This is a genomic window from Streptomyces panaciradicis, assembly GCF_023516615.1.
GTDB classification, from domain to species: Bacteria; Actinomycetota; Actinomycetes; order Streptomycetales; family Streptomycetaceae; genus Streptomyces; species Streptomyces panaciradicis.
On the sequence record NZ_JAMGBF010000133.1, the window covers coordinates 29,885 to 49,792 of the forward strand.

Consider the following 19,908-nt stretch of genomic DNA (forward strand, 5'->3'; position numbering starts at 1 on the left):
CGGGGGTCCGTTCCTCTCCAGCGAGAAGGAAAACGGACTCATGCATCTGGCCGACCTGCTCGACGATCCCCGACCGTTCGCCCTGCTGCGCCGCCGCACGCCGGGCCACGACGAGAACACCGTGGAGGTGCTGCTCGGCCCGGTCACCGCGTACGACCGGCTCGCCGACCTCCCCGACGAGGGCCTCGCGCTCGTCCCCTTCCGGCAGATCCGCGAGCGCGGCTTCGACGTGCGGGACGACGGCACGCCCCTGCTGGCGCTGACGCCCGAAGTGGTGTGCGACATGCCACTGGACGAGGCGCTCGCCGCCCTCCCCTCCCATGACGTCCGCGTCGACCGCGGCGGCTTCGACGTGGACGACGCGGAGTACGGCGAGATCGTCGGGCGCGTGCTGCGCGAGGAGATCGGGCAGGGCGAGGGCGCCAACTTCGTCGTCCGGCGCACCTACCAGGGCGAGATCGCGGGGTTCTCCCGGGCCGACGCCCTGGCGCTTTTCCGGCGGCTGCTGGAGGGCGAGCGGGGCGCGTACTGGACGTTCGTCGTGCACACCGGGGACAGGACGCTGGTCGGCGCCAGCCCCGAGGTGCACGTGCGGATGTCCGGCGGCACGGTCGTGATGAACCCGATCAGCGGGACGTACCGCTATCCCGCCGAGGGCCCCACCCCGGAGCACCTGCTCGGCTTCCTCGCCGACTCCAAGGAGATCGAGGAGCTGTCGATGGTCGTCGACGAGGAACTGAAGATGATGTGCACCGTCGGCGACATGGGCGGGGTCGTGATCGGGCCGCGGCTGAAGGAGATGGCCCATCTCGCGCACACCGAGTACGAGCTGCGCGGCAGGTCCTCGCTGGACGCGCGCGAGGTGCTCAGGGAGACCATGTTCGCGGCGACCGTGACCGGCTCGCCCGTGCAGAACGCCTGCCGGGTCATCGAGCGGCACGAGGTCGGGGGGCGCGGCTACTACGCGGGAGCGCTGGCCCTGCTCGGCCGCGACTCCGGCGGCGCCCAGACCCTGGACTCCCCCATCCTCATCCGTACCGCCGACATCGACGCCGACGGCCGGCTGCGGGTGCCGGTCGGCGCCACCCTGGTGCGGGGTTCGGACCCGGCGGGCGAGGTCGCGGAGACCCACGCGAAGGCGGCGGGCGTGCTGGCGGCGCTGGGCGTACGTCCCTCCCGGCCGCGCACGGAGCACACGCGCGCGCGGCTCGCCGACGACCCCCGCGTGCGTGCCGCGCTCGACAGGCGCCGGGCCTCGCTCGCCCCCTTCTGGCTGCGGATGCAGGAGCAGGCCGCGGAGCCGGCCGGGCACGCCCTGGTCGTCGACGCCGAGGACACCTTCACCGCGATGCTCGCGCACGTCCTGCGGGCCGGCGGGCTGGAGGTGACGGTCCGGCGCTACGACGAGCCGGGTCTGCGGGAGGCCGTGTCCGCGCACGCGGGGCCCGTCGTGCTCGGGCCCGGCCCCGGCGACCCCCGCGACCTGGACGATCCCAGGATGCGGTTCCTGCGCGAGCTGACCGCCGAGGTGATCGGCACGCACCGGCACGGCGTGCTGGGCGTCTGCCTCGGGCACGAGCTGATCGCGGCCGAGCTCGGCCTGGACATCGTCCGCAAGGAGGTGCCGTACCAGGGCGCGCAGACGGCGATCGACCTGTTCGGGCGGGAGGAGACGGTCGGCTTCTACAACAGCTTCGTGGCGCACTGCCCCGACGAGGCGGCCGAGGAGCTGGCCGCGCACGGCGTCGAGGTCGCCCGGGCCGGCAACGGCGAGGTGCACGCCCTGCGCGGGCCGGGCTTCGCGGGCGTGCAGTTCCACCCGGAGTCGGTCCTGACGCTGAACGGCGCGTCCGTCGTCCGTGACCTCGTCGGTCAGCTGCGCGGCACGAGCACGTTCTCCGAGCGGCGGCCCGCCCGGTAGTCGAGGACGTTCTGCACGGTGGCCTCGATGATCTGGCCGACGGCGTCCCGGGTGTAGTACGCCTGGTGCGAGGTGACGAGGACGTTCGGGAAGGTGACCAGGCGGGCCAGGGTGTCGTCCTCGATCGCCTCCAGCGAGCGGTCGACGAAGAACAGGCCCGCCTCCGCCTCGTACACGTCGAGGCCCACGCCCGTGAAGCGGCCCTCGCGCAGTTCGGCGACGAGGGCCGCGGTGTCGATGAGGCCGCCGCGGCTGGAGTTGACCAGGATCGCGTCGTCCTTCATGCCCTTGAGCGCGTCGGCGTCGATGAGGTGCTGCGTCTGCGGCATCAGCGGCACGTGCAGGGTGATCAGGTCCGACTCGGCGAGGAGCTGCTCCTTGGGGACGTAACTCATGCCAAGGTCCACGCAGGCGGGGTTCTCGGCGACGTCCCAGCCCAGCAGCCGCATGCCGAAGCCGTGGGCGATCCGGGCGAACGCCTCGCCAATCTTGCCGGTGCCGAGGACGCCCGCGGTGCGGCCGTGCATGTCGCGGCCCATCAGCCCGTCGAGGCGGAAGTCGAAGTCACGCGTACGCGTGGAGGCGCGCACGATACGGCGGTTGACCGCCATGGCGAGCGTCCAGGCGAACTCGGCGACGGCGTAGGGCGAGTAGTACGAGACGCGGGCGACGGTCATGCCGAGCCGCTCGGCGACCAGGAGGTCGATGTTGTTGAAGCCGGTGGAGCGCTGGGCGATCATCTGCGTGCCGCCGACCGTGAGGGTCTGCAGGACGCGGTTGCCCAGGCCGCAGTTGACGCTGGTGCAGACGATCTCGTAGCCGGCGGCGATCGGGGCGGTGTCCTCGTTGAGGAAGACGTCGAGACACCGGACCTCGTGGTGTCCCTCGAAGGCCCGCTCGATCAGGGGCTTCTCGTCCGCCTGCACACCGAAGGCAAGGATCTCCACGCGCCGCTCCCGCTGTGATGGGTTATGGGCCGAATATACGGCCCATAACCCCGGGATGCCGGTTCAGCCGAAGAAGACGCCGACCTCCTCGTACAGCTTCGGGTCCACCGTCTTCAGCTTGGCCGTGGCGTCCCCGATCGGGACGCGGACGATGTCGGTGCCGCGCAGGGCGACCATCTTGCCGAAGTCGCCGTCGCGGACCGCGTCGATGGCGTGCAGGCCGAAGCGGGTGGCGAGCCAGCGGTCGAAGGCGCTCGGGGTGCCGCCGCGCTGGATGTGGCCGAGGACCGTGGTGCGGGCCTCCTTGCCGGTGCGCCTCTCGATCTCCTTGGCCAGCCACTCGCCGACACCGGAGAGCCGGACGTGCCCGAAGGAGTCCAGCGACTCGTCCTTGAGCACCAGGTGGCCGTCCTTGGGCATGGCGCCCTCGGCGACGACCACGATCGGGGCGTAGGAGGACTTGAAGCGGGAGGTGATCCAGGCGCAGACCTGGTCGAGGTCGAAGCGCTGTTCGGGGATGAGGATGACGTTGGCGCCGCCGGCGAGGCCGGAGTGCAGGGCGATCCAGCCGGCGTGACGGCCCATCACCTCGCAGACCAGGACGCGCATGTGGGACTCGGCGGTGGTGTGCAGGCGGTCGATGGCCTCCGTGGCGATGCCGACCGCGGTGTCGAAGCCGAAGGTGTAGTCGGTGGCGGACAGGTCGTTGTCGATGGTCTTCGGCACGCCGACGCACGGCACGCCGTACTCGTCGGACAGGATCGCGGCGACGCCGAGGGTGTCCTCGCCGCCGATCGTGATGAGCGCCTCGACCTCCTGCTTGGCGAGGTTCTCCTTGATCCGCCGGATGCCGTTCTCCTGCTTGAGCGGATTGGTGCGCGAGGAGCCGAGGACGGTGCCGCCGCGGGGCAGGATGCCGCGCACCGCGGGGATGTCGAGGGGAACGCTGTCGCCTTCGAGCGGACCCCGCCAGCCGTCCCGGTAGCCGACGAAGTCGTAGCCGTACTCCTGTACGCCCTTGCGAACGATGCCCCGGATGACGGCGTTGAGCCCGGGGCAGTCGCCGCCTCCGGTCAGTACTCCGACCCGCATGGAAATGTCCCTTCGCCGCGGTTGCCTGGTGCAGCCACGCTAATGGTGATCCAGGTCACACAGGGATGGGTCGGAGCGGCAATTCCGGTGAATCACCGGGCGGTCGGTTTACTCGTCGTCAAGTCCGCGTTCGATGGCGTACCGGACGAGTTCCACCCGGTTGTGCAGCTGCAGCTTGCCGAGGGTGTTCTGCACGTGGTTCTGGACCGTGCGGTGGGAGATGACCAGGCGTTCGGCGATCTGCTTGTAGCTCAGGCCCTTGGCGACCAGGCGCAGCACCTCGGTCTCGCGGTCGGTGAGCTGCGGGGCCCCCGGCTCGTCGGTGCCCGGGGCGGGGCCCGGCTCGGAGGCGAGGCGGCGGTACTCGCCGAGGACGAGCCCGGCCAGACCCGGCGTGAAGACCGGGTCGCCGACGGCCGTCCGGCGGACCGCGTCCAGCAGTTCCTCCGTGGACGCCGACTTCAGCAGGTAGCCGGTGGCGCCCGACTTCACGGCCTCCAGCACGTCGGCGTGCTCACCGCTCGCGGACAGCACCAGGACGCGCAACGCCGGGTTGTGGCCGACGAGTTCCTTGCAGACCTGCACGCCCGGCTTCAGCGGCAGATTGAGGTCCAGCACGAGGACGTCGGGGGCGGCGGCCCGGGCGCGGCGCACGGCCTGCTCGCCGTCGCCCGCGGTGGCGACCACGTCGAAGCCGGACTCGGTCAGGTCGCGGGCGACGGCGTCGCGCCACATCGGGTGGTCGTCGACCACCATGACCCTGATCGGGCCCTGCTGCTCACTCATCTGTGCCCCGCCTTCGCGTTCTTGGGTACCTTCAGCTCGACCTCCGTGCCCTGCCCCGGGACCGAGATCAGCTCGGCGCTGCCGCCGAGGTCGCGCAGCCGGCCCCGGATCGACAGGGCGACACCGAGCCGCCCCTCCCCCTCGGCCTGGGCGAGCCGCCCCTCGGGGATGCCGGGCCCGTCGTCGCGGACGCTCACCACGACCTCGTCCGGCTCGTCCTCGACGAGGATCCACGCGCGCGCGTCCTCGCCTGCGTGCCTGCCGACGTTGTCCAGGGCGGCGCCGACGGCGGCGGCCAGCTCCCTGGCGGCGGGCGCCGGCAGCAGCACCGGGGCGCCGGGCTCGGCGAGGGCGACCTTCGCGGCGGCGTACGGCGCGAGCAGCGCCCGCAGGTCCACCGGGCCCTCCTCGTCGTACGACGGCTCGTCCACCGCCCGGACCAGCGCGCCGTCGGCCGCGTCCTCCGAGACCCGCGACACCGGCAGCAGGCCGCCGGAGACCAGGGTGCGCAGGGCGACCTCCTGCTCGCCGGCCATCCGGCCGAGCTCGGCCGCCTCGCCGCCGAGGACCGCGCCGCGGCGCTGCACCATGGCCAGCACCTGAAGGACGCCGTCGTGGATGTCCCGGGCCAGCCGCTCGCGTTCGCGCGTGGCGGCCTCGATCTCCAGGGCGCGGGCGAGGGTGCGCTCGGAGGCGCGGGCGACCTCGACGACGTAGCCGATGGCGATGGAGGCGACCCAGACGAGGATCACGTTGTGGACGGTGTCGCGGGCCGGGGCGCCGCGCTCGACGAGGTTGGCGACGGCGACCGGCGTGGAGGCGAAGGCCGCCCAACGCCAGCCGCCCTTGATGGCGTAGGCGAGGACCGAGCCGGCGGTCCATATCGACGGCAGGGTGGGCCCGCCGTTCTGGATGTGGTGGTCGTTGACGGCGATCGGGGTGAGCAGGATGCCGGTGAGGGCGACGGCGAGGTCGACGGCGAGGAAGCGCTTGGTGCAGGCGGCGGCGTTCTGCACGCGGGGCAGGGTGGCGAGCGTCCAGACGAACAGCACGGCGTAGTAGCCGACGGCGACGCCCGCGTGGTCGTACTCGTCGTAGGCGGTGGCGAACAGGCCGACCGCGTACAGCATCGTCAGCACCCGGTACGCGGTCAGGGCACGCCACAGGGGCTGCTCGACCGACATGCGCATGACGCGCTCGCGCTTGGGCACGTCCCCCACCCCCCTGGACCGGAAGCCTAGGCCTCGGGCTTCTCCTCGGTCGCCTGTTCCCCCGACTGCTCCTTGGCCTGTTCCTTGGCCTGCTCCTTCTCGGCCTTCGCCGCCTCCGCGATCTGCCGCTTGGCGGCCGTCGCGTACATGTCGACGTACTCCTGGCCGGAGAGCTTCATGATCTCGTACATGACCTCGTCGGTCACGGCGCGCAGCACGAACCGGTCGTGCTCCATGCCCTGGTAGCGGCTGAAGTCCAGGGCATTGCCGATGCGGATGCCGGGCCGCATGAGCTTCGGCATGACCTTCCCCGGCGGCTGGATCTTCTCCGTGTCGATCATCGCGACCGGGATGACCGGGGCGCCGGAGGCGAGCGCCACGCGCGCGAGGCCGCCGGGCTTGCCGCGGTAGAGCCGGCCGTCGGGCGAGCGCGTGCCCTCGGGGTAGATCCCGAACAGCTCGCCGCGCTCCAGGACCTCCAGGCCGCTGCGGATCGCCGCCTCGCCCGCGCCGCGCGCGCCGGAGCGGTCCACCGGCAGCTGGCCGACGCCCTTGAAGAAGGCGGCCGTCAGCCGGCCCTTCACGCCGGGCGTGGTGAAGTACTCGGCCTTGGCGATGAACGTGACCTTGCGGTCGAGCACCGCGGGCAGGAAGAACGAGTCCGAGAAGGACAGGTGGTTGCTCGCCAGGATCGCGGCCCCCTCGGCGGGGATGTTCTCCAGGCCTTCCACCCAGGGCCTGAAGGTGACCTTGAGCGGTCCCCCGATAGCGACCTTCATCGCGCCGTACAACACCCGTGTGCCTCCAGTTTCCGTCGATCAGACCTTAACCCGGCCCGCCGTCAAAGGCGCCGACGGCCCTGGTCGGTGTCAGTGCGGTCGCGTACGGTGAAGCACAACCTGGACTTCACGCCACTTCCCGAACCGTCCCTCTCATGAACAGGAGACCGATGGTGCCGGTCCTCCCTGGAGCCGAGCCGTTCCGCCACGAAGGCGGCGAGGTCGGTGTCCTCCTCTGCCACGGCTTCACCGGTTCACCCCAGTCGCTGCGCCCCTGGGCGGAGTATCTGGCCGAGCACGGCCTCACGGTCTCGCTGCCTCTGCTGCCGGGCCACGGCACCCGCTGGGAGGACATGCAGCTCACCGGCTGGCAGGACTGGTACGCGGAGGTGGACCGCGAGCTGCGCGCCCTCACCGAGCGCTGCGAGCAGGTCTTCGTCGCCGGCCTGTCCATGGGCGGCGCGCTGGCGCTGCGGCTGGCCGCGAAGCACGGCGACGCGATCAGCGGCGTCGTGGTCGTCAACCCGGCGAACAAGGTGCACGGCCTTTCCGCGTATGCCCTTCCGGTGGCCCGGCACTTCGTGCGGACGACGAAGGGGATCGCCAGCGACATCGCCAAGGAGGGCAGCACGGAGCTGGGATACGACAAGGTGCCGCTGCACGCGGCCCACTCCCTGCGCGTCTTCTTCCGGCTGGTCGACTCCGAACTGCCCCAGGTCACCCAGCCGCTGCTGCTGCTGCACAGCCCGCAGGACCACGTCGTGCCGCCGGTCGACTCCGCGCGCATCCTCGGCCGGGTCTCGTCCCGGGACGTGCGCGAGATCCTGCTGGAACAGAGCTACCACGTCGCGACGTTGGACCATGACGCGGACCGGATCTTCGAGGAGAGCCTCGCGTTCATCGGCCGGCTCGCAACCGGTGTCGGCAAGGAAGGGACGGCCGCAGGTGGCTGAGCACGACTCGGAGCGCGAGGACCGCGAGCCGGACGAGCAGGGCGTCCCCTTCGACGAGGACGCGGCCTGGGCGGCGATCGTCGCGGGGTACGGCGAGGAGCCGAAGGACCCGCCGGGCACGAAGCCGTTCAAGTCGGTGGAGGACCTGGCGCTGCTGGAACCGGAGCCGAACGACTCCGGGGCCGCGACCGCCCCGAAGCCGGAGAAGCCCGTGAAGCCGCTGGGCGGCTCGGTCTCCTTCGCGCCCGGCGTCGGCCCGCGCGACCACACGGCGCCCGAGCCGTCCGAGGACGACTTCGACGAGGACGACGAGGGCCACTTCGAGCCGCCGGAGCCGCCGCCGCTGCCGACGGCCGACACGACCGCCAAGTTCGCCTGGCTCGGCGTGGTCGGCGGGCCGGTGCTGCTCCTGCTGGCCGTGGTCCTCGGCTGGGAGATGACCTGGTGGCTGGCCACGCTCGCCGTCGGCGGCTTCCTGGGCGGCTTCGCCACGCTGGTGATGCGGATGCGCACGGACGACGAGGACGACGGCGACCCGGGACGCGGGGCCGTCGTCTGACGGGGGCGGCGCGCGGGACACAGGGCCCGTCCGGAGATCCTCCGGACGGGCCCTCGCATGTCCGGGCGCCCAGGCCTTCGAGACGTTCGGACGAACGATGGTCACGTACCGGCTCCTCGGCTTCCGCGACACCCGTACGTCGGGTGACGGGGCGGCGGGGAAGACGTACACCCGGCTGTCGTACCTGGACGGCTGGGCCGTCGTGGACAAGGTCAAGCAGCGCCCCTGACTCAGGAGGCGGCGGGCACCCTGAGGGCGGCCAGGACCGGGAGGTGGTCCGTGGCCGCCCTCAGGTCTTCCTCCGTGACGCCGGGCAGACCCAGGGGGACGCCGCAGCCGAGGACGTCGATGCCCTTCGTCGCGAAGATCGCGTCGATGCGCTGGAAGGGCGCGGCGGGCGCGAAGGTGAACTCGCCGCCCCAGGGGGCGGTGGCCCAGCAGTCCTGCAGCCCCTCGGTCAGGCGGCCGAAGGCCCGTCCGGTGGGCCGGTCGTTCAGGTCGCCCCCGGCGATCGCGTGGTCGACGCCCAGGCCCGCGAGGCGGTCCAGGAGCATCCCGGCCTGCTCGTGGCGCTCCTCCCGCTGCAGGGAGAGGTGGCAGCTCAGGACGCCGACGCGGGCCGCGCCGAACCGGACGACGGCGGTGGCGAAGCCCCGGCGGTGCTGGCCCGGGACGAGGGGCAGCAGCACGTCCTCGGTGCGCTCGACGGTGGCCCGCAGATGGCACAGGATCGCCGGTCCGGCGGCCGTCGCGCCCCCGGTGAGCACGACCTGGCCGGAGGCGGCCGCGAGGCGGGCCAGCTTCTTGCGCCAGCGGAAGAACCGCGGAGCCTCCTGGACGAGGACCAGGTCGGGGGCGCAGGCGCCGATCACCCGGGCGAGGGCGTCGGTGTCGTCGCGCATCGAGCGGATGTTGTAGCTCAGGACCCGGATGACGGCCGAACCGTCGGGCTCGATGTGGGAGTTGGGCAGTCGCTCGCTCGTCTCCATGAGATCAACATACGACGATGCCCGCCGTCCCGAGGTGGGGCGCGGCGGGCTCATCACGTACGTGGTCCGGTCGGCTACATGATCGGGTCGGGTTCCCGGGCCAGGTCCGCCGCGCCCACCAGGCCCGCCTCGTTGCCGAGCTTGGCCGCGATGACGTCGGCCACCGGGCGCCAGTTGCCGCCCACCAGCCAGCGCTTGTAGGACTTGCGGATCGGGTCGAGGACCAGTTCGCCCTCGTCGGACAGACCGCCGCCGACGATGAACGCGGACGGGTCGAACAGGGAGGCGAGGTCGGCGAGACCGGCGCCGACCCAGCGGGCCAGCTCGCGGTAGGAGTCGACGGCGACCGGGTCGCCCTGGCGGGCGGCGATGGAGATGTGCTTGCCCTCGATGCCGTCGGGGGTGCCGTCGCCGAGGGCGAGGAGGGTGTCGGCGCGCTCGGGGGTGGCGTTGGCGCGCTGCTTGGCGTACCGGACGAGGGCGCGCCCGGAGGCGTACTGCTCCCAGCATCCCTGCGAGCCGCAGCCGCACAGCAGGCCGTCCGGGACCATCCGGATGTGGCCGAACTCGGCGGCCACGCCGAAGTGTCCGCGGCGCAGCTTGTTGCCGATGATGATGCCGCCGCCGAGGCCCGTGCCGAGGGTGATGCAGATGACGTTGCGGTGGCCCTTGCCGGCGCCGAACCTGTACTCGCCCCAGGCGGCCGCGTTGGCGTCGTTCTCGACCACGACGGGAAGGCCGACGCGGGCCTCGACCTTCTCCTTCAGCGGCTCCTGGCGCCAGTCGATGTTCGGCGCGAAGTAGACGGTGGAGCGCTGCCGGTTGACGTAACCGGCGGCGCCGATGCCGACACCGACGATCTCGTGCCCGGCGCGCGCGCCCTCCACGGCGGAGGCGATGGCGTCCACGATCGCCTCGGGCGTGCCCGGGGTCGGCACCTTGTGCGTGGAGAGGATGTTGCCTTCCTCGTCGACCACGCCGGCCGCGATCTTGGTACCGCCGATGTCGACGCCGATGGTGAGTCCCATGAATCCCTCAGTTCGGTCGAGCCCCGCTACGGCCAACCGTACCCGAGGCCCCGGCACCGGGGTTCCGGCCGTCCGCCCGGCGGACAGCCCGTGAGACGCGCCGGGGCGTCAGTCGAGGTCGATCCGCTGACCGGGTCCGGTGCCCTCGTCGCCCCCGCGGTTGTCGTCCAGGTCCTTGTGCAGGTCGGCCGGGCGGCTGGTCCAGCGCCGCTCCTGGGCCTGGACCGCGGAGCGGTAGGCGGCGAGCAGTTCGCCGCCGGCCGCGGCCAGGTGGTCGAAGACGTCGGGGTTGCGCTCTATGACGGGCTCGACGGCGGCCTTGGCCTGCTGGACGACCTGCTTGACCACCTGCTGGGCGGCCGGTCCGGCGACCGCGCCGAGCAGCGGCGACTGGATCGACGACAGCTTCTCCGCCACCACGTCGACGAGCTTGCGCAGTTCCTCCGCGGCCGACACCGGCGGCTGGCCGTGCTCGGCCCGGCGGCGGGCCTTCTCCGCGGCGAGGTCCTCGGCGCACGCCGTCGCCCAGGCGTCGGCGTCGGTGGCCCGCACCTCGTCGACGGCATCCTTCTCACCGGCATCCGACGGGGGGAGCTCTTCGCTCATGACGGACTCCTGACTACGGTTCGTCCCTCCGACGTTACCCGAACGGGCGTATGTCCTTCACTGCCTGCCGGGCCACAGTGCCGGGTCCGGCGCGAAACGGATCCGCAGCTCGCCCTCGCGCAGCGCGGCCCCGTCGACGGTGCAGCGGCGCAGGGCGGAGGGCAGGGACACGATCCGGCGGAAGGCGCCCGCGCTGACGACGAGTTCGTCGCCGCGCCGGATCAGGTCCAGGTCACCGCGTATCGCGCCGGGCAGGGGGATGTGCCAGACGAGCACGCCGTCCGCGGCGAGCCGGTCCACGACCGGCCACTCGACGGTGGAGGTCGCGTCGTTGACGCCGGGCACGGGCAGCGCGGTGAGGTCGTCGGTGCCGCGCGGGTCGCGGCCGAGGTGGTGGACCGGCCGGACGTCGTACGACTCCCGCCATTCCTCCAGTGCCTTGCGCTGCTGGGCGAGGGGCCCGGCCAGCCAGCCGTCCGCCGCGGACTCGGGCAGCACCCGGTTGGCGACCAGGGCGTCGGGGCGCAGGCCGCGCAGGGCGAGGGCGAGGGTGGCGGCGCGCACGGCGTCGGCCCCGGCCGGTCCGGGCTCGGCGACCAGCCGCACGACGGTGCCGCGGTCGGCGAGCACGGCCTCGACGGCGCCGAGCTCCAGGTCCCACCGGGCGGCGGTCTCGTACAGCCACTCCGAGGGCATGGGGACCCCGGCCAGCCGGCCGAGGACGGGTCGCAGGGCGCGGGCCGCCTGCCGCTCGGGCGGCAGCAGCCGGCGCAGGTAGCGGCGCAGTTCCTCGGGCAGCGAGAGCAGGGCGAGGGCCTGGGCGGTGGCGGGGAGGTCGACGACCAGCAGGTCGTGCGCCTCGGCGAGGGCCGCGTCGCGCAGCGCCCGCAGCAGGGTCAGCTCCTCGGCCCCGGGCAGCGGGGTGACCTCCTCGGCGTCCAGCCGGGAGGCGCCGAGCAGGTCCAGGACGTTGGCCGCGCGCTCCTGGAAACCGGTGAGGTCGTCGCGGAAACCGGCGGTGGCGTCGGGGCGCCAGGCGGTGAGGTTCGGGGCGACGGTGGTGGGGGCCGGGCCGGTGGCCGCGCCGAGGGCCGTGCCGAGGGCGTCGGTGCGGTCGGCACTGAGCACCAGGGTGCGGGTGCCCTCGCGGGCGGCGGCCAGGGCGGTGGCGGCCGCGATGGTGCTACGACCGCTGCCGCCAGGGCCGGTGATCAGGATGGTGCGCATGATGGTGAACGGTACCGTCGCGCGCCCGTCGCAAACCGCCGCGTCTACTTCTCCCCGGCCTCGACGCGCTTCTTCAGTCCGGCCAGCGCCCGGTCGATGATGACCTTCTCGGCCTTGCGCTTGATCATCCCGAGCATCGGGATCTTCACGTCGACGGTGAGCCGGTAGGTGACCTCGGTCGCGCCGGCCCCGGCGGGCTTGAGGATGTACGTCCCGTCGAGCGAGCGCAGCATCTGCGACTTCACCAGCGTCCAGGAGACCTCGTTCTGCCCGGTCCAGGTGTAGGCGAGCACCTGGTCGTCCTTGATGGCGCCCGCGTCCATGACCAGGCGGACCTGCTCGGCACGCCCCTGGGCGTCGGTCTGCAGGACCTCCGCCTCCTTCACCTCGCCGGTCCAGTCGGGGTAGCGCGCGAAGTCGGCGATCACCCCCATGACGTCGGCCGGTGCCGCCTCGATCGTGATGCTCGAGCTGGTGTGTTCCGCCATCGCCGTGGCTCCTCCAGATGCGGGCCGGTAAAGAGGTGTGCGTGCGCACGTGTGTGCAGCGTGAAGGCTACCGCGCACGTGAGCGCCCGAGTTCACCCCCTGCCCGCGTTCACCGGCCATTCCAGCGCCCAGGGCCGGCCGGTCCCCGCGAAGTGCCCCACGTTCACGCACTCGGTGGCCCCGATCCGCATGCGCCGTACCAGCGGCTGGTGGACGTGGCCGAACAGGGCGTAGCGGGGCCGGGTCCTCCTGATCGCCTCCAGCAGGGCCACGCTGCCCCGCTCGAAGCGCCGGGCCACCGTGTCGTAGACGAGTTCGGGCACCTCCGGCGGGATGTGCGTGCACAGCACGTCGACCTCGCCGACGGCCTCGATCTTCGCCGCGTACTCCTCGTCGTCGATCTCGTACGGCGTGCGCATCGGGGTGCGCAGGCCGCCGCCGACGAAGCCGAACGTCCAGCCGCCGATCTCCACGCGCTCGCCGTCGAGCACGGTCGTCCCCGGTCCGGCGTACTCGGGCCAGAGGGCCGGCATATCGACATTGCCGTACGTGGCGTACGTCGGGGCCGGAAGGGCCGCGAACATCTCGGCGTACTGCTTGCGCACCGCCTTCTCGATCGCGGTGCGCCGGTCCGTGCCGATGCCCGCCCACAGCCGGGCGCCGAACGCGCGGGCCTCCTCGAAGCGGCGGGCGGTACGCAGTTCGACGAGGTGGTCGGCGTTCTCCGTGCCGAACAGGTCGGGGAAGATCCCGCGCGAGTGGTCGGCGTAGTCCAGGAAGAGGACCAGGTCACCGAGGCAGATCAGGGCGTCCGCACCCTCGCCGGCCCGGGCCAGGTCGCGGGCGTTGCCGTGCACGTCGCTGACCACGTGGACGCGGGTGGTGCGCCTGCCGGCCGGTGTGGATGCCATGACGATCAAGGGTAGGCGTGTGCGGTGTACGTGAACAGTGCCGGGCCCGCCTGCGGTTACTGGCCAGTCAGTTAGCGGGTGGACTACCGTACGCGGAGGAACACCAAACCGTGTGACGCAGCGAACATCTCGCCGGGACCCCCTGTCGAAGAAGCCATACCGGCGGGTAACGTCCGGGCAGTCCAGTCGTGCTCAGGATTTCAACCAGTGATCACCTGAGTACCTGCCCGAGCCTTGGACCGACCGTCGCATCACACAACGTCGTGGCGCCGGCGCCCTATGAGGAGCAGCAGTCTTGCGCGAGTTCAGCCTTCCGGCTTTGTACGAGGTCCCTGCGGACGGCAATCTCACCGACATCGTCCGGAGAAACGCAGCGCAGCACCCCGATGTGGCCGTCATCGCCCGCAAGGTGGACGGGGCGTGGCAGGACGTGACGGCCACCGCCTTCCAGGCCGAGGTGCGGGCGGCCGCGAAGGGCCTCATCGCCTCGGGCGTCCAGCCCGGCGACCGGGTGGGCCTGATGTCGCGCACGCGTTACGAGTGGACGCTGCTGGACTTCGCCATCTGGAGCGCGGGCGCGGTCACCGTGCCGGTGTACGAGACCAGCTCGCCGGAGCAGGTGCAGTGGATCCTGTCGGACTCGGGCGCCACGGCGGTCGTCGTCGAGCTGGACACCCACGCGGCCGCGGTCGAGTCGGTGCGCGACCGGCTGCCCGCCCTCAAGCACGTCTGGCAGCTCGAGGCCGGCGCGGTCGAGGAGCTGGGCGAGCTCGGCAAGGGCGTCACCGACGCCATGGTCGAGGACCGCAGCTCGCTGGCGAGAGCCGACGACCCGGCGACGATCGTCTACACCTCCGGCACCACCGGCCGCCCCAAGGGCTGCGTGCTCACCCACCGCAGCTTCTTCGCCGAGTGCGGCAACATCGTCGAGCGCCTGCGGCCGCTGTTCCGCACCGGCGAGTGCTCCGTGCTGCTGTTCCTGCCCCTCGCGCACGTCTTCGGCCGGCTGGTGCAGATCGCCCCGATGATGGCGCCGATCAAGCTCGGCTGCGTCCCGGACATCAAGAACCTCACCGACGAACTGGCCTCCTTCCGGCCGACGTTGATCCTCGGCGTCCCGCGCGTCTTCGAGAAGGTCTACAACTCGGCGCGCGCCAAGGCCCAGGCGGACGGCAAGGGCAAGATCTTCGACAAGGCCGCGGACACCGCGATCGCGTACAGCAAGGCGCTGGACACCCCCTCGGGCCCGTCGCTCGGTCTGCGGATCAAGCACAAGACGTTCGACAAGCTGGTCTTCAGCAAGCTGCGGGCCGTGCTGGGCGGGCGCGGCGAGTACGCCATCTCCGGCGGCGCCCCGCTCGGCGAGCGGCTGGGGCACTTCTTCCGCGGGATCGGCTTCACGGTCCTGGAGGGCTACGGCCTGACCGAGTCCTGCGCGGCGACCGCCTTCAACCCCTGGGACCGTACGAAGATCGGCACGGTCGGACAGCCGCTGCCCGGCTCGGTCATCCGGATCGCGGACGACGGCGAGGTGCTGCTGCACGGCGAGCACCTGTTCAAGGGCTACTGGAACAACGAGGCCGCCACGGCCGAGGCGCTGACCGACGGCTGGTTCCACACCGGTGACATCGGCACCCTCGACGAGGACGGCTACCTCAGGATCACCGGCCGCAAGAAGGAGATCATCGTGACCGCGGGCGGCAAGAACGTCGCCCCGGCCGTGATCGAGGACCGCATCCGGGCGCACGCGCTGGTCGCGGAGTGCATGGTGGTGGGCGACGGGCGGCCGTTCGTGGGCGCGCTGGTCACCATCGACGAGGAGTTCCTGGGCCGTTGGGCCGCCGAGCACGGCAAGCCCGAAGGAGTGACCGCGGCGTCGCTGCGCGAGGACCCGGATCTGCTCGCGGCGATCCAGGACGCGGTCGACGACGGCAACGCCGCGGTGTCGAAGGCGGAATCGGTGCGGAAGTTCCGCATTCTGTCCTCCCAGTTCACGGAGGAGTCGGGCCACCTGACGCCCTCGCTGAAGCTGAAGCGGAACGTGGTGGCGAAGGACTACGCGGGCGAGATCGAGGCGATCTACGCGAAGTAGTACGCCTGCTGACGGAGCGTCATGGCGCGGTGTCCTCGACGAGGACCCGCGCCATCGTCCGTTCGGCGAGCGCGGTGATGGTGACGAACGGGTTCACGCCGATGTTGCCCGGCACGAGCGAGCCGTCGGTGACGTACAGCCTCGGATACCCCTTCACCCGGCCGTAGTCGTCGGTGGCCTTGCCGAGCACGCAGCCGCCGAGCGGGTGGTAGCAGAAGTCGTCGGCGAAGACCTTGCTGCTCGAACCGAACAGGTCGTAGCGGTAGATGGTGGCGTTGGCCGCGTTGATCCGGTCGAACAGTTTCTTGGCCATGGCGACCGAGACGGCGCTCTGGGCCGCCGTCCAGCCCAGCTTGACCCGGCCGCTCGCGGAGTCGTAGGTGAAGCTCGCCCGCTCCGGGTTCTTGGTGATCGCCAGATAGAGGCTGACCCAGGTCTCCAGCCCCGTCGGCAGCGGGGCGATCTCGGCGAAGACCGGGTTGTCGGCGTTGGCCCAGTCGTCGATGCCCATGACGGGCATGGTCGACTGGTTGGCGCCGGTGGTGTCCCACAGGTGGTTGGCGCGGCCCACCATGGTGTTGCCGTTGGGCCCCCAGCCGGCCCCGACCGTGGAGTTCAGCGCGGGCAGCGCCCCCGTGTCCCGGGCCCGGACGAGGAGTTCGGTGGTGCCGAGGCTGCCGCCGCCGAGGAAGAGGTACGTGCAGGCGTACTGCTTGGTCTCCACGACCGCGCCGGTCAGGTCGATGCGGTCGGCGGTCAGCACCCAGCTGCCGTCGCCCGCCCGGCTGATGGAGCGCACCTTCTCCAGGGTGTTGATGGTGACGTTCCCGGTGCCGAGCGCGGCGGCCAGATACGACTTGTCGAGGCTGCGCTTGCCGTAGTTGTTGCCGTAGATGACCTCCTGCCCGAGCGCGGACTTCGTGGCCGTGCCGGCCGCCTCGCGCTGCATGTAGGCGAAGTCGTAGACGCTGGGGACGAACGTGGTCTTCAGCCCGGTGTTCTGGGCGTGCTTGCGGGACACGCGCGTGAAGCGGTACCACTCCGTCGACTCGAACCACGTGGGGTCGACGGTGTTGACGCCGAGCATGGAGTTGGCCCGGGGGAAGTACGTGCGGTACATCTCGTCCGCGTCGACGGTGGGGAACTGCTCCGCGAAGTAGGACTTCAGGGGCGTGACGGCCATCGAGCCGTTGACCAGGGAGCCGCCGCCGACCCCGCGCCCGACGTAGACGGACATGTTGTCGTAGTGGACGCGGTCCAGGGCGCCGGGGTAGGGGCTGATGTCCTTGTTGACGACGTCCAGCCACAGGAAGGTGGCCAGCGGGGCCTCGGTGCGGGTGCGGAACCACATGGAGCGCTGGTCCGGGTTGGCGGTGGAGCAGAACACCTTGCCGTCGGGGCCCGGGGTGTTCCACAGCCGGCCCATCTCCAGGACCAGGGTGCGGATACCGGCCTGGGCGAGGCGGAGGGCGGCGACGGCGCCGCCGTAGCCCGAACCGACCACGATGGCGGGCGCGTTGTCGACGGCCGCCGCCTCCTCCGCGGCCTGCGCGGACGTGAGGCCGATGCGGGTGAGTCCGGCCGCGGCGGCGGCCTGGAGGGCCGCCATGCCCAGTATGTGACGTCTCGTCAGCTGACGCTGCATCAGTTTTGCTGTCATGCGCGCAGCATGGGCGGATTATCGGGTTCCGGCTAGGCCTCTATAGCAGCGTCTTCAACTTTTCCGCGAGCAGGTCCCAGCGCCACTTCTCCTCCACCCACTCGCGCCCCCGCTCCCCCATCCGGCGCCTGAGTTCCGCGTCCCCGAGGAGGACGACGATCCGCTCGGCCGCCTCCTCCGGGGAGCCGCCGCGCACCACCCAGCCGGTCTCGCCGTCCAGCACGGCGTCGGGGGCGCCGCCGGAGTCGCCGGCGACCACCGGCAGGCCGGTCGCGGACGCCTCCAGGTAGACGATCCCGAGCCCCTCGACGTCGAGGCCGCCGCGCCGGGTCCGGCACGGCATGGCGAACACGTCCCCGGCGCCGTAGTGCGCGGGCAGCTCGGACCAGGGCACGGCGCCGGTGAACCGCACGGAGCCGGCGACGCCGGTCTCCTCGGCCAGCTTGCGCAGGTCCTTCTCGTAGGGCCCGCCGCCGACGACCAGCAGCGCCGCCTCCGGCTCGGCGGCCAGGATGCGGGGCATCGCGAGGATGAGGGTGTCCTGGCCCTTGCGCGGCACCAGCCGGGAGACGCACACGACCACCGGCCGGTCGGTCAGTCCCAGCCGGGCCCGCACGGCGTCGCCGCCCGAGGCCGGGTGGAAGACCTTCTCGTCGACGCCCGGCGGCAGCTGCACCATCCGGCCGGCCGCCGCGGGCGTCAGGGCGGAGGCGATCCGTGAGCGCGTGTACTCGCCGAGGTAGGTGACGGTATCCGTCGCCTCCCCGATCCGGCGCAGCAGCTGCCGTGCGGCGGGCAGCTGGGCCCAGCCCGCCTCGTGCCCGTGGGTGGTGGCCACCAGCCGCTCGGCGCCGGCCTTCCTGAGCGCCGGCGCCATCAGCCCGAGCGGCGCCGCCGCCCCGAACCACACCGACGTGCAGCCGTGCTCCCGCAGCAGTCCGACCGCCGTACGCGTCGCCGCCGGCGTCGGCAGCAGCATCGTCGTACGGTCGCGTACGACGGTGAAGGGCTGCTCGGCGTCGAAGGCGGCGGTCGCCTCGACGCCCTCCCTGCTCCGCCTCCACGTGGACGCGTAGACGACCAGCCGCTCGGGGTCCAGCCGCAGCGCCATGTTGTGCAGGAACGCCTGGATGCCGCCGGGGCGGGGCGGGAAGTCGTTCGTCACGATCAGGGTCTTGCGCACGCCGCCGACCCTATCCAAAGGCCACCCCGCCGCCGGGTCCGGCCCGTCCGCTCGGCCGCGCGCGGCCGCGTGTGTGGCACGCACACAGCCGGGCAGGACATCATGTTCCCCTCAAGACGATGCGGACAGGCAGGGGCTCAGGTGGACGGTGCGGGTGCGAGGCGGTCTTTCACGGGCCTGCTGATGACCTGGGGTCTGACCAGGCTGGTGCTGCTGCTGTGGGTGTTCAAGGTGTGGGTCTTCCCGGGCCCCGACGTCACGAGCGACGTCTCGGTGATCTACCAGGGCTGGTACGACGTCCTGCGTACCGGAACGTTCCCGCTGGGCGACGTCACCTGGCAGTACCCGCCCGCCGCCGCCCTGGCGGTGCTCTCCCCCGCGCTGCTGCCGTTCCTGCGGTACGCGCAGGCCTTCTTCGTCCTGGCCTGCCTCGCCGACCTGGTGGTGCTGTGCCTGCTCGCGTACGCGGGCGGGCGCCACGGCAAAACGCTGCGCGGGGCCTGGGTGTGGGTGGTGGGCGTGCCGCTGCTCGGGCCGACCGTGTACGCCCGCTACGACGTCATGGTGACCGCGGTGGCCGTGGCGGCGCTGCTCGCCGGGGCCCGGCACCCGCGGGCGGCGGGCGTGCTGGTGGGCTTCGGGGCGATGCTGAAGGTGTGGCCGGCGGTGCTGCTCCTCGGCGTCCGCAGGCGCAGCACCTGGGGCTGGGCCGCGGGCACCGTCGCCGTGCTGGCGGGGCTGTTCGCGATGTTCATGCCGGGCGCGTTCGAGTTCCTGACCTTCCAGAAGAACCGGGGCACCGAGGTCGAGTCGCTCGGCTCGCTGGTCGTCCACGTCGCCCGTCACTTCGGCGCCTGGGACGGGCAGGTGCTGCTCAACTACGGCTCCATCGAGTTCCTCGGCCCGTGGGTCACGGCCATCAGCACCGGCGCCCTGTTCCTCACCGGCGTCGCCTTCGGCTGGCTGGTGCTGTGGCGGCTGATGGCGACCCGCTTCCTGCCGCACACGCTCGCCGACGCGGCGTTCGTGGCGGTGCTGATGTTCACCGTCACCAGCCGGGTGATCAGCCCCCAGTACATGGTGTGGCTGGTCGGCACGGCCGCCGTCTGCCTGTGCTTCCGCGGCAGCCGGATGCGGGCGCCCGTCCTCCTCGCGCTCGCCGCGTGCTTCGTGACGGTGCTGGAGTTCCCGCTGTGGTTCCAGCACGTCGTCGCGAGCGACACTCAGGGCATCACCCTGCTGTTCCTGCGCAACGGCCTGCTGGTGCTGGCCGCCGTGCTGGGCGCGCGGGAGCTGTGGCGCTCCACGGTCACCCGCGAGCCGGTGCCCTCCGTACCGGCTCAAGCGACCCGCACGAAGGAACCCTCCACCCCCGCCTGACCCGGCCCCGGCGCACGGGCCATACGCCGCGCCTCCGCCGCCTCCCCCGGCTCGGCCCTGCCGGCGAAGGCTCCCCGCAGTCGCCCGGACCCGCCG

Annotated in this window: 19 protein-coding genes; 6 read left to right on the plus strand and 13 right to left on the minus strand. The window is 72.1% G+C overall.

The features are described from left to right. Positions 1-40: 40 nt before the first annotated feature. Positions 41-1,921 (plus strand): anthranilate synthase family protein, encoded by a 1,881-nt coding sequence (locus M8J74_RS34195; RefSeq protein WP_249840158.1) that lies wholly within the window; start codon positions 41-43, stop codon positions 1,919-1,921. Here M8J74_RS34195 and M8J74_RS34200 read toward each other — a convergent pair. From M8J74_RS34200 to M8J74_RS34220, 5 genes are all read right to left on the minus strand, one after another. After that, positions 1,873-2,868, minus strand: coding sequence for a 2-hydroxyacid dehydrogenase (locus M8J74_RS34200; RefSeq protein WP_249840159.1), 996 nt, complete (start codon positions 2,866-2,868; stop codon positions 1,873-1,875). The two genes, M8J74_RS34195 and M8J74_RS34200, sit on opposite strands and share 49 nt — an antisense overlap. A 63-nt stretch (positions 2,869-2,931) precedes the next feature. Beyond that, positions 2,932-3,960 (minus strand): 6-phosphofructokinase, encoded by a 1,029-nt coding sequence (locus M8J74_RS34205; RefSeq protein ID WP_249840160.1) that lies wholly within the window; start codon positions 3,958-3,960, stop codon positions 2,932-2,934. Between the two features lie 108 nt (positions 3,961-4,068). Continuing rightward, positions 4,069-4,746, minus strand: a complete 678-nt coding sequence (locus tag M8J74_RS34210) for a response regulator (RefSeq protein ID WP_249840161.1) — start codon at positions 4,744-4,746, stop codon at positions 4,069-4,071. After that, on the minus strand, positions 4,743-5,957 hold the full coding sequence (gene macS, locus M8J74_RS34215; protein ID WP_249840162.1) for a MacS family sensor histidine kinase: 1,215 nt from the start codon (positions 5,955-5,957) through the stop codon (positions 4,743-4,745). Before macS ends, M8J74_RS34210 begins: the two co-directional genes overlap by 4 nt. A 26-nt stretch (positions 5,958-5,983) precedes the next feature. Further along, complete coding sequence (locus M8J74_RS34220) at positions 5,984-6,736, minus strand: lysophospholipid acyltransferase family protein (RefSeq protein WP_249840163.1); 753 nt, start codon at positions 6,734-6,736, stop codon at positions 5,984-5,986. A gap of 173 nt (positions 6,737-6,909) precedes the next feature. Between M8J74_RS34220 and M8J74_RS34225 the strand changes: the two genes are divergently transcribed. The 3 genes from M8J74_RS34225 (at position 6,910) to M8J74_RS44660 (ending at position 8,477) form a co-directional block, all read left to right on the plus strand. After that, positions 6,910-7,689, plus strand: a complete 780-nt coding sequence (locus M8J74_RS34225) for an alpha/beta hydrolase (protein ID WP_058928466.1) — start codon at positions 6,910-6,912, stop codon at positions 7,687-7,689. Beyond that, positions 7,682-8,248 carry a hypothetical protein gene (locus M8J74_RS34230; RefSeq protein WP_249840164.1) on the plus strand — a complete coding sequence of 189 codons (567 nt, stop codon included), beginning with the start codon at positions 7,682-7,684 and terminating at the stop codon, positions 8,246-8,248. The genes M8J74_RS34225 and M8J74_RS34230 overlap by 8 nt, the downstream gene beginning before the upstream one ends. Positions 8,249-8,345: 97 nt before the next feature. Next, positions 8,346-8,477 carry a hypothetical protein gene (locus M8J74_RS44660; protein ID WP_283948957.1) on the plus strand — a complete coding sequence of 44 codons (132 nt, stop codon included), beginning with the start codon at positions 8,346-8,348 and terminating at the stop codon, positions 8,475-8,477. Between the two features lies 1 nt (position 8,478). On the opposite strand, the gene M8J74_RS34235 is transcribed toward M8J74_RS44660, so the two are convergent. From M8J74_RS34235 to M8J74_RS34260, 6 genes are all read right to left on the minus strand, one after another. Further along, the gene (locus tag M8J74_RS34235) at positions 8,479-9,237 is read right to left on the minus strand and encodes an endonuclease/exonuclease/phosphatase family protein (RefSeq protein ID WP_249840165.1); all 759 of its coding nucleotides are present in this window, start codon (positions 9,235-9,237) and stop codon (positions 8,479-8,481) included. 74 nt (positions 9,238-9,311) lie between these two features. Beyond that, positions 9,312-10,265, minus strand: a complete 954-nt coding sequence (locus tag M8J74_RS34240; protein WP_249840166.1) for an ROK family glucokinase — start codon at positions 10,263-10,265, stop codon at positions 9,312-9,314. Positions 10,266-10,373: 108 nt separating this feature from the next. Then, the gene (locus M8J74_RS34245) at positions 10,374-10,871 is read right to left on the minus strand and encodes a DUF5304 domain-containing protein (RefSeq protein WP_249840167.1); all 498 of its coding nucleotides are present in this window, start codon (positions 10,869-10,871) and stop codon (positions 10,374-10,376) included. 57 nt (positions 10,872-10,928) lie between these two features. After that, positions 10,929-12,098 (minus strand): ArsA family ATPase, encoded by a 1,170-nt coding sequence (locus M8J74_RS34250; RefSeq protein ID WP_249840168.1) that lies wholly within the window; start codon positions 12,096-12,098, stop codon positions 10,929-10,931. Positions 12,099-12,142: 44 nt separating this feature from the next. Further along, positions 12,143-12,586 (minus strand): SRPBCC family protein, encoded by a 444-nt coding sequence (locus M8J74_RS34255; protein ID WP_058925799.1) that lies wholly within the window; start codon positions 12,584-12,586, stop codon positions 12,143-12,145. Between the two features lie 92 nt (positions 12,587-12,678). Beyond that, entirely contained in the window at positions 12,679-13,497 is an 819-nt protein-coding gene (locus M8J74_RS34260; protein WP_249840169.1) for a metallophosphoesterase family protein, read from the minus strand. A 295-nt stretch (positions 13,498-13,792) separates the two neighbouring features. Between M8J74_RS34260 and M8J74_RS34265 the strand changes: the two genes are divergently transcribed. Further along, a complete protein-coding gene (locus tag M8J74_RS34265; RefSeq protein WP_249840170.1) occupies positions 13,793-15,589 on the plus strand; it encodes an AMP-dependent synthetase/ligase in 1,797 nt (598 codons plus the stop codon). 19 nt (positions 15,590-15,608) lie between these two features. Here the strand turns inward: M8J74_RS34265 and M8J74_RS34270 are convergent, their stop codons facing one another. Further along, positions 15,609-17,249 carry a GMC oxidoreductase gene (locus M8J74_RS34270; RefSeq protein WP_372500357.1) on the minus strand — a complete coding sequence of 547 codons (1,641 nt, stop codon included), beginning with the start codon at positions 17,247-17,249 and terminating at the stop codon, positions 15,609-15,611. Between the two features lie 40 nt (positions 17,250-17,289). Then, on the minus strand, positions 17,290-18,432 hold the full coding sequence (locus M8J74_RS34275) for a glycosyltransferase family 4 protein (RefSeq protein ID WP_249840171.1): 1,143 nt from the start codon (positions 18,430-18,432) through the stop codon (positions 17,290-17,292). 141 nt (positions 18,433-18,573) lie between these two features. Here M8J74_RS34275 and M8J74_RS34280 point away from each other — a divergent pair, with 141 nt between their 5' ends. Further along, a complete protein-coding gene (locus tag M8J74_RS34280) occupies positions 18,574-19,812 on the plus strand; it encodes a glycosyltransferase 87 family protein (protein WP_249840172.1) in 1,239 nt (412 codons plus the stop codon). Positions 19,813-19,908 lie beyond the last annotated feature (96 nt).

Coding starts and splice junctions, on each gene's coding strand:
- M8J74_RS34250 (WP_249840168.1), bottom strand. CDS start 12,098: ATGCGCACCATCCTGATCACCGGCCCTGGCGGCAGCGGTCGTAGCACC.
- M8J74_RS34210 (WP_249840161.1), bottom strand. CDS start 4,746: ATGAGTGAGCAGCAGGGCCCGATCAGGGTCATGGTGGTCGACGACCAC.
- M8J74_RS34235 (WP_249840165.1), bottom strand. CDS start 9,237: ATGGAGACGAGCGAGCGACTGCCCAACTCCCACATCGAGCCCGACGGT.
- M8J74_RS34205 (WP_249840160.1), bottom strand. CDS start 3,960: ATGCGGGTCGGAGTACTGACCGGAGGCGGCGACTGCCCCGGGCTCAAC.
- M8J74_RS44660 (WP_283948957.1), top strand. CDS start 8,346: ATGGTCACGTACCGGCTCCTCGGCTTCCGCGACACCCGTACGTCGGGT.
- M8J74_RS34270 (WP_372500357.1), bottom strand. CDS start 17,249: ATGACAGCAAAACTGATGCAGCGTCAGCTGACGAGACGTCACATACTG.
- M8J74_RS34220 (WP_249840163.1), bottom strand. CDS start 6,736: ATGAAGGTCGCTATCGGGGGACCGCTCAAGGTCACCTTCAGGCCCTGG.
- M8J74_RS34255 (WP_058925799.1), bottom strand. CDS start 12,586: ATGGCGGAACACACCAGCTCGAGCATCACGATCGAGGCGGCACCGGCC.
- M8J74_RS34195 (WP_249840158.1), top strand. CDS start 41: ATGCATCTGGCCGACCTGCTCGACGATCCCCGACCGTTCGCCCTGCTG.
- M8J74_RS34245 (WP_249840167.1), bottom strand. CDS start 10,871: ATGAGCGAAGAGCTCCCCCCGTCGGATGCCGGTGAGAAGGATGCCGTC.
- M8J74_RS34240 (WP_249840166.1), bottom strand. CDS start 10,265: ATGGGACTCACCATCGGCGTCGACATCGGCGGTACCAAGATCGCGGCC.
- M8J74_RS34260 (WP_249840169.1), bottom strand. CDS start 13,497: ATGGCATCCACACCGGCCGGCAGGCGCACCACCCGCGTCCACGTGGTC.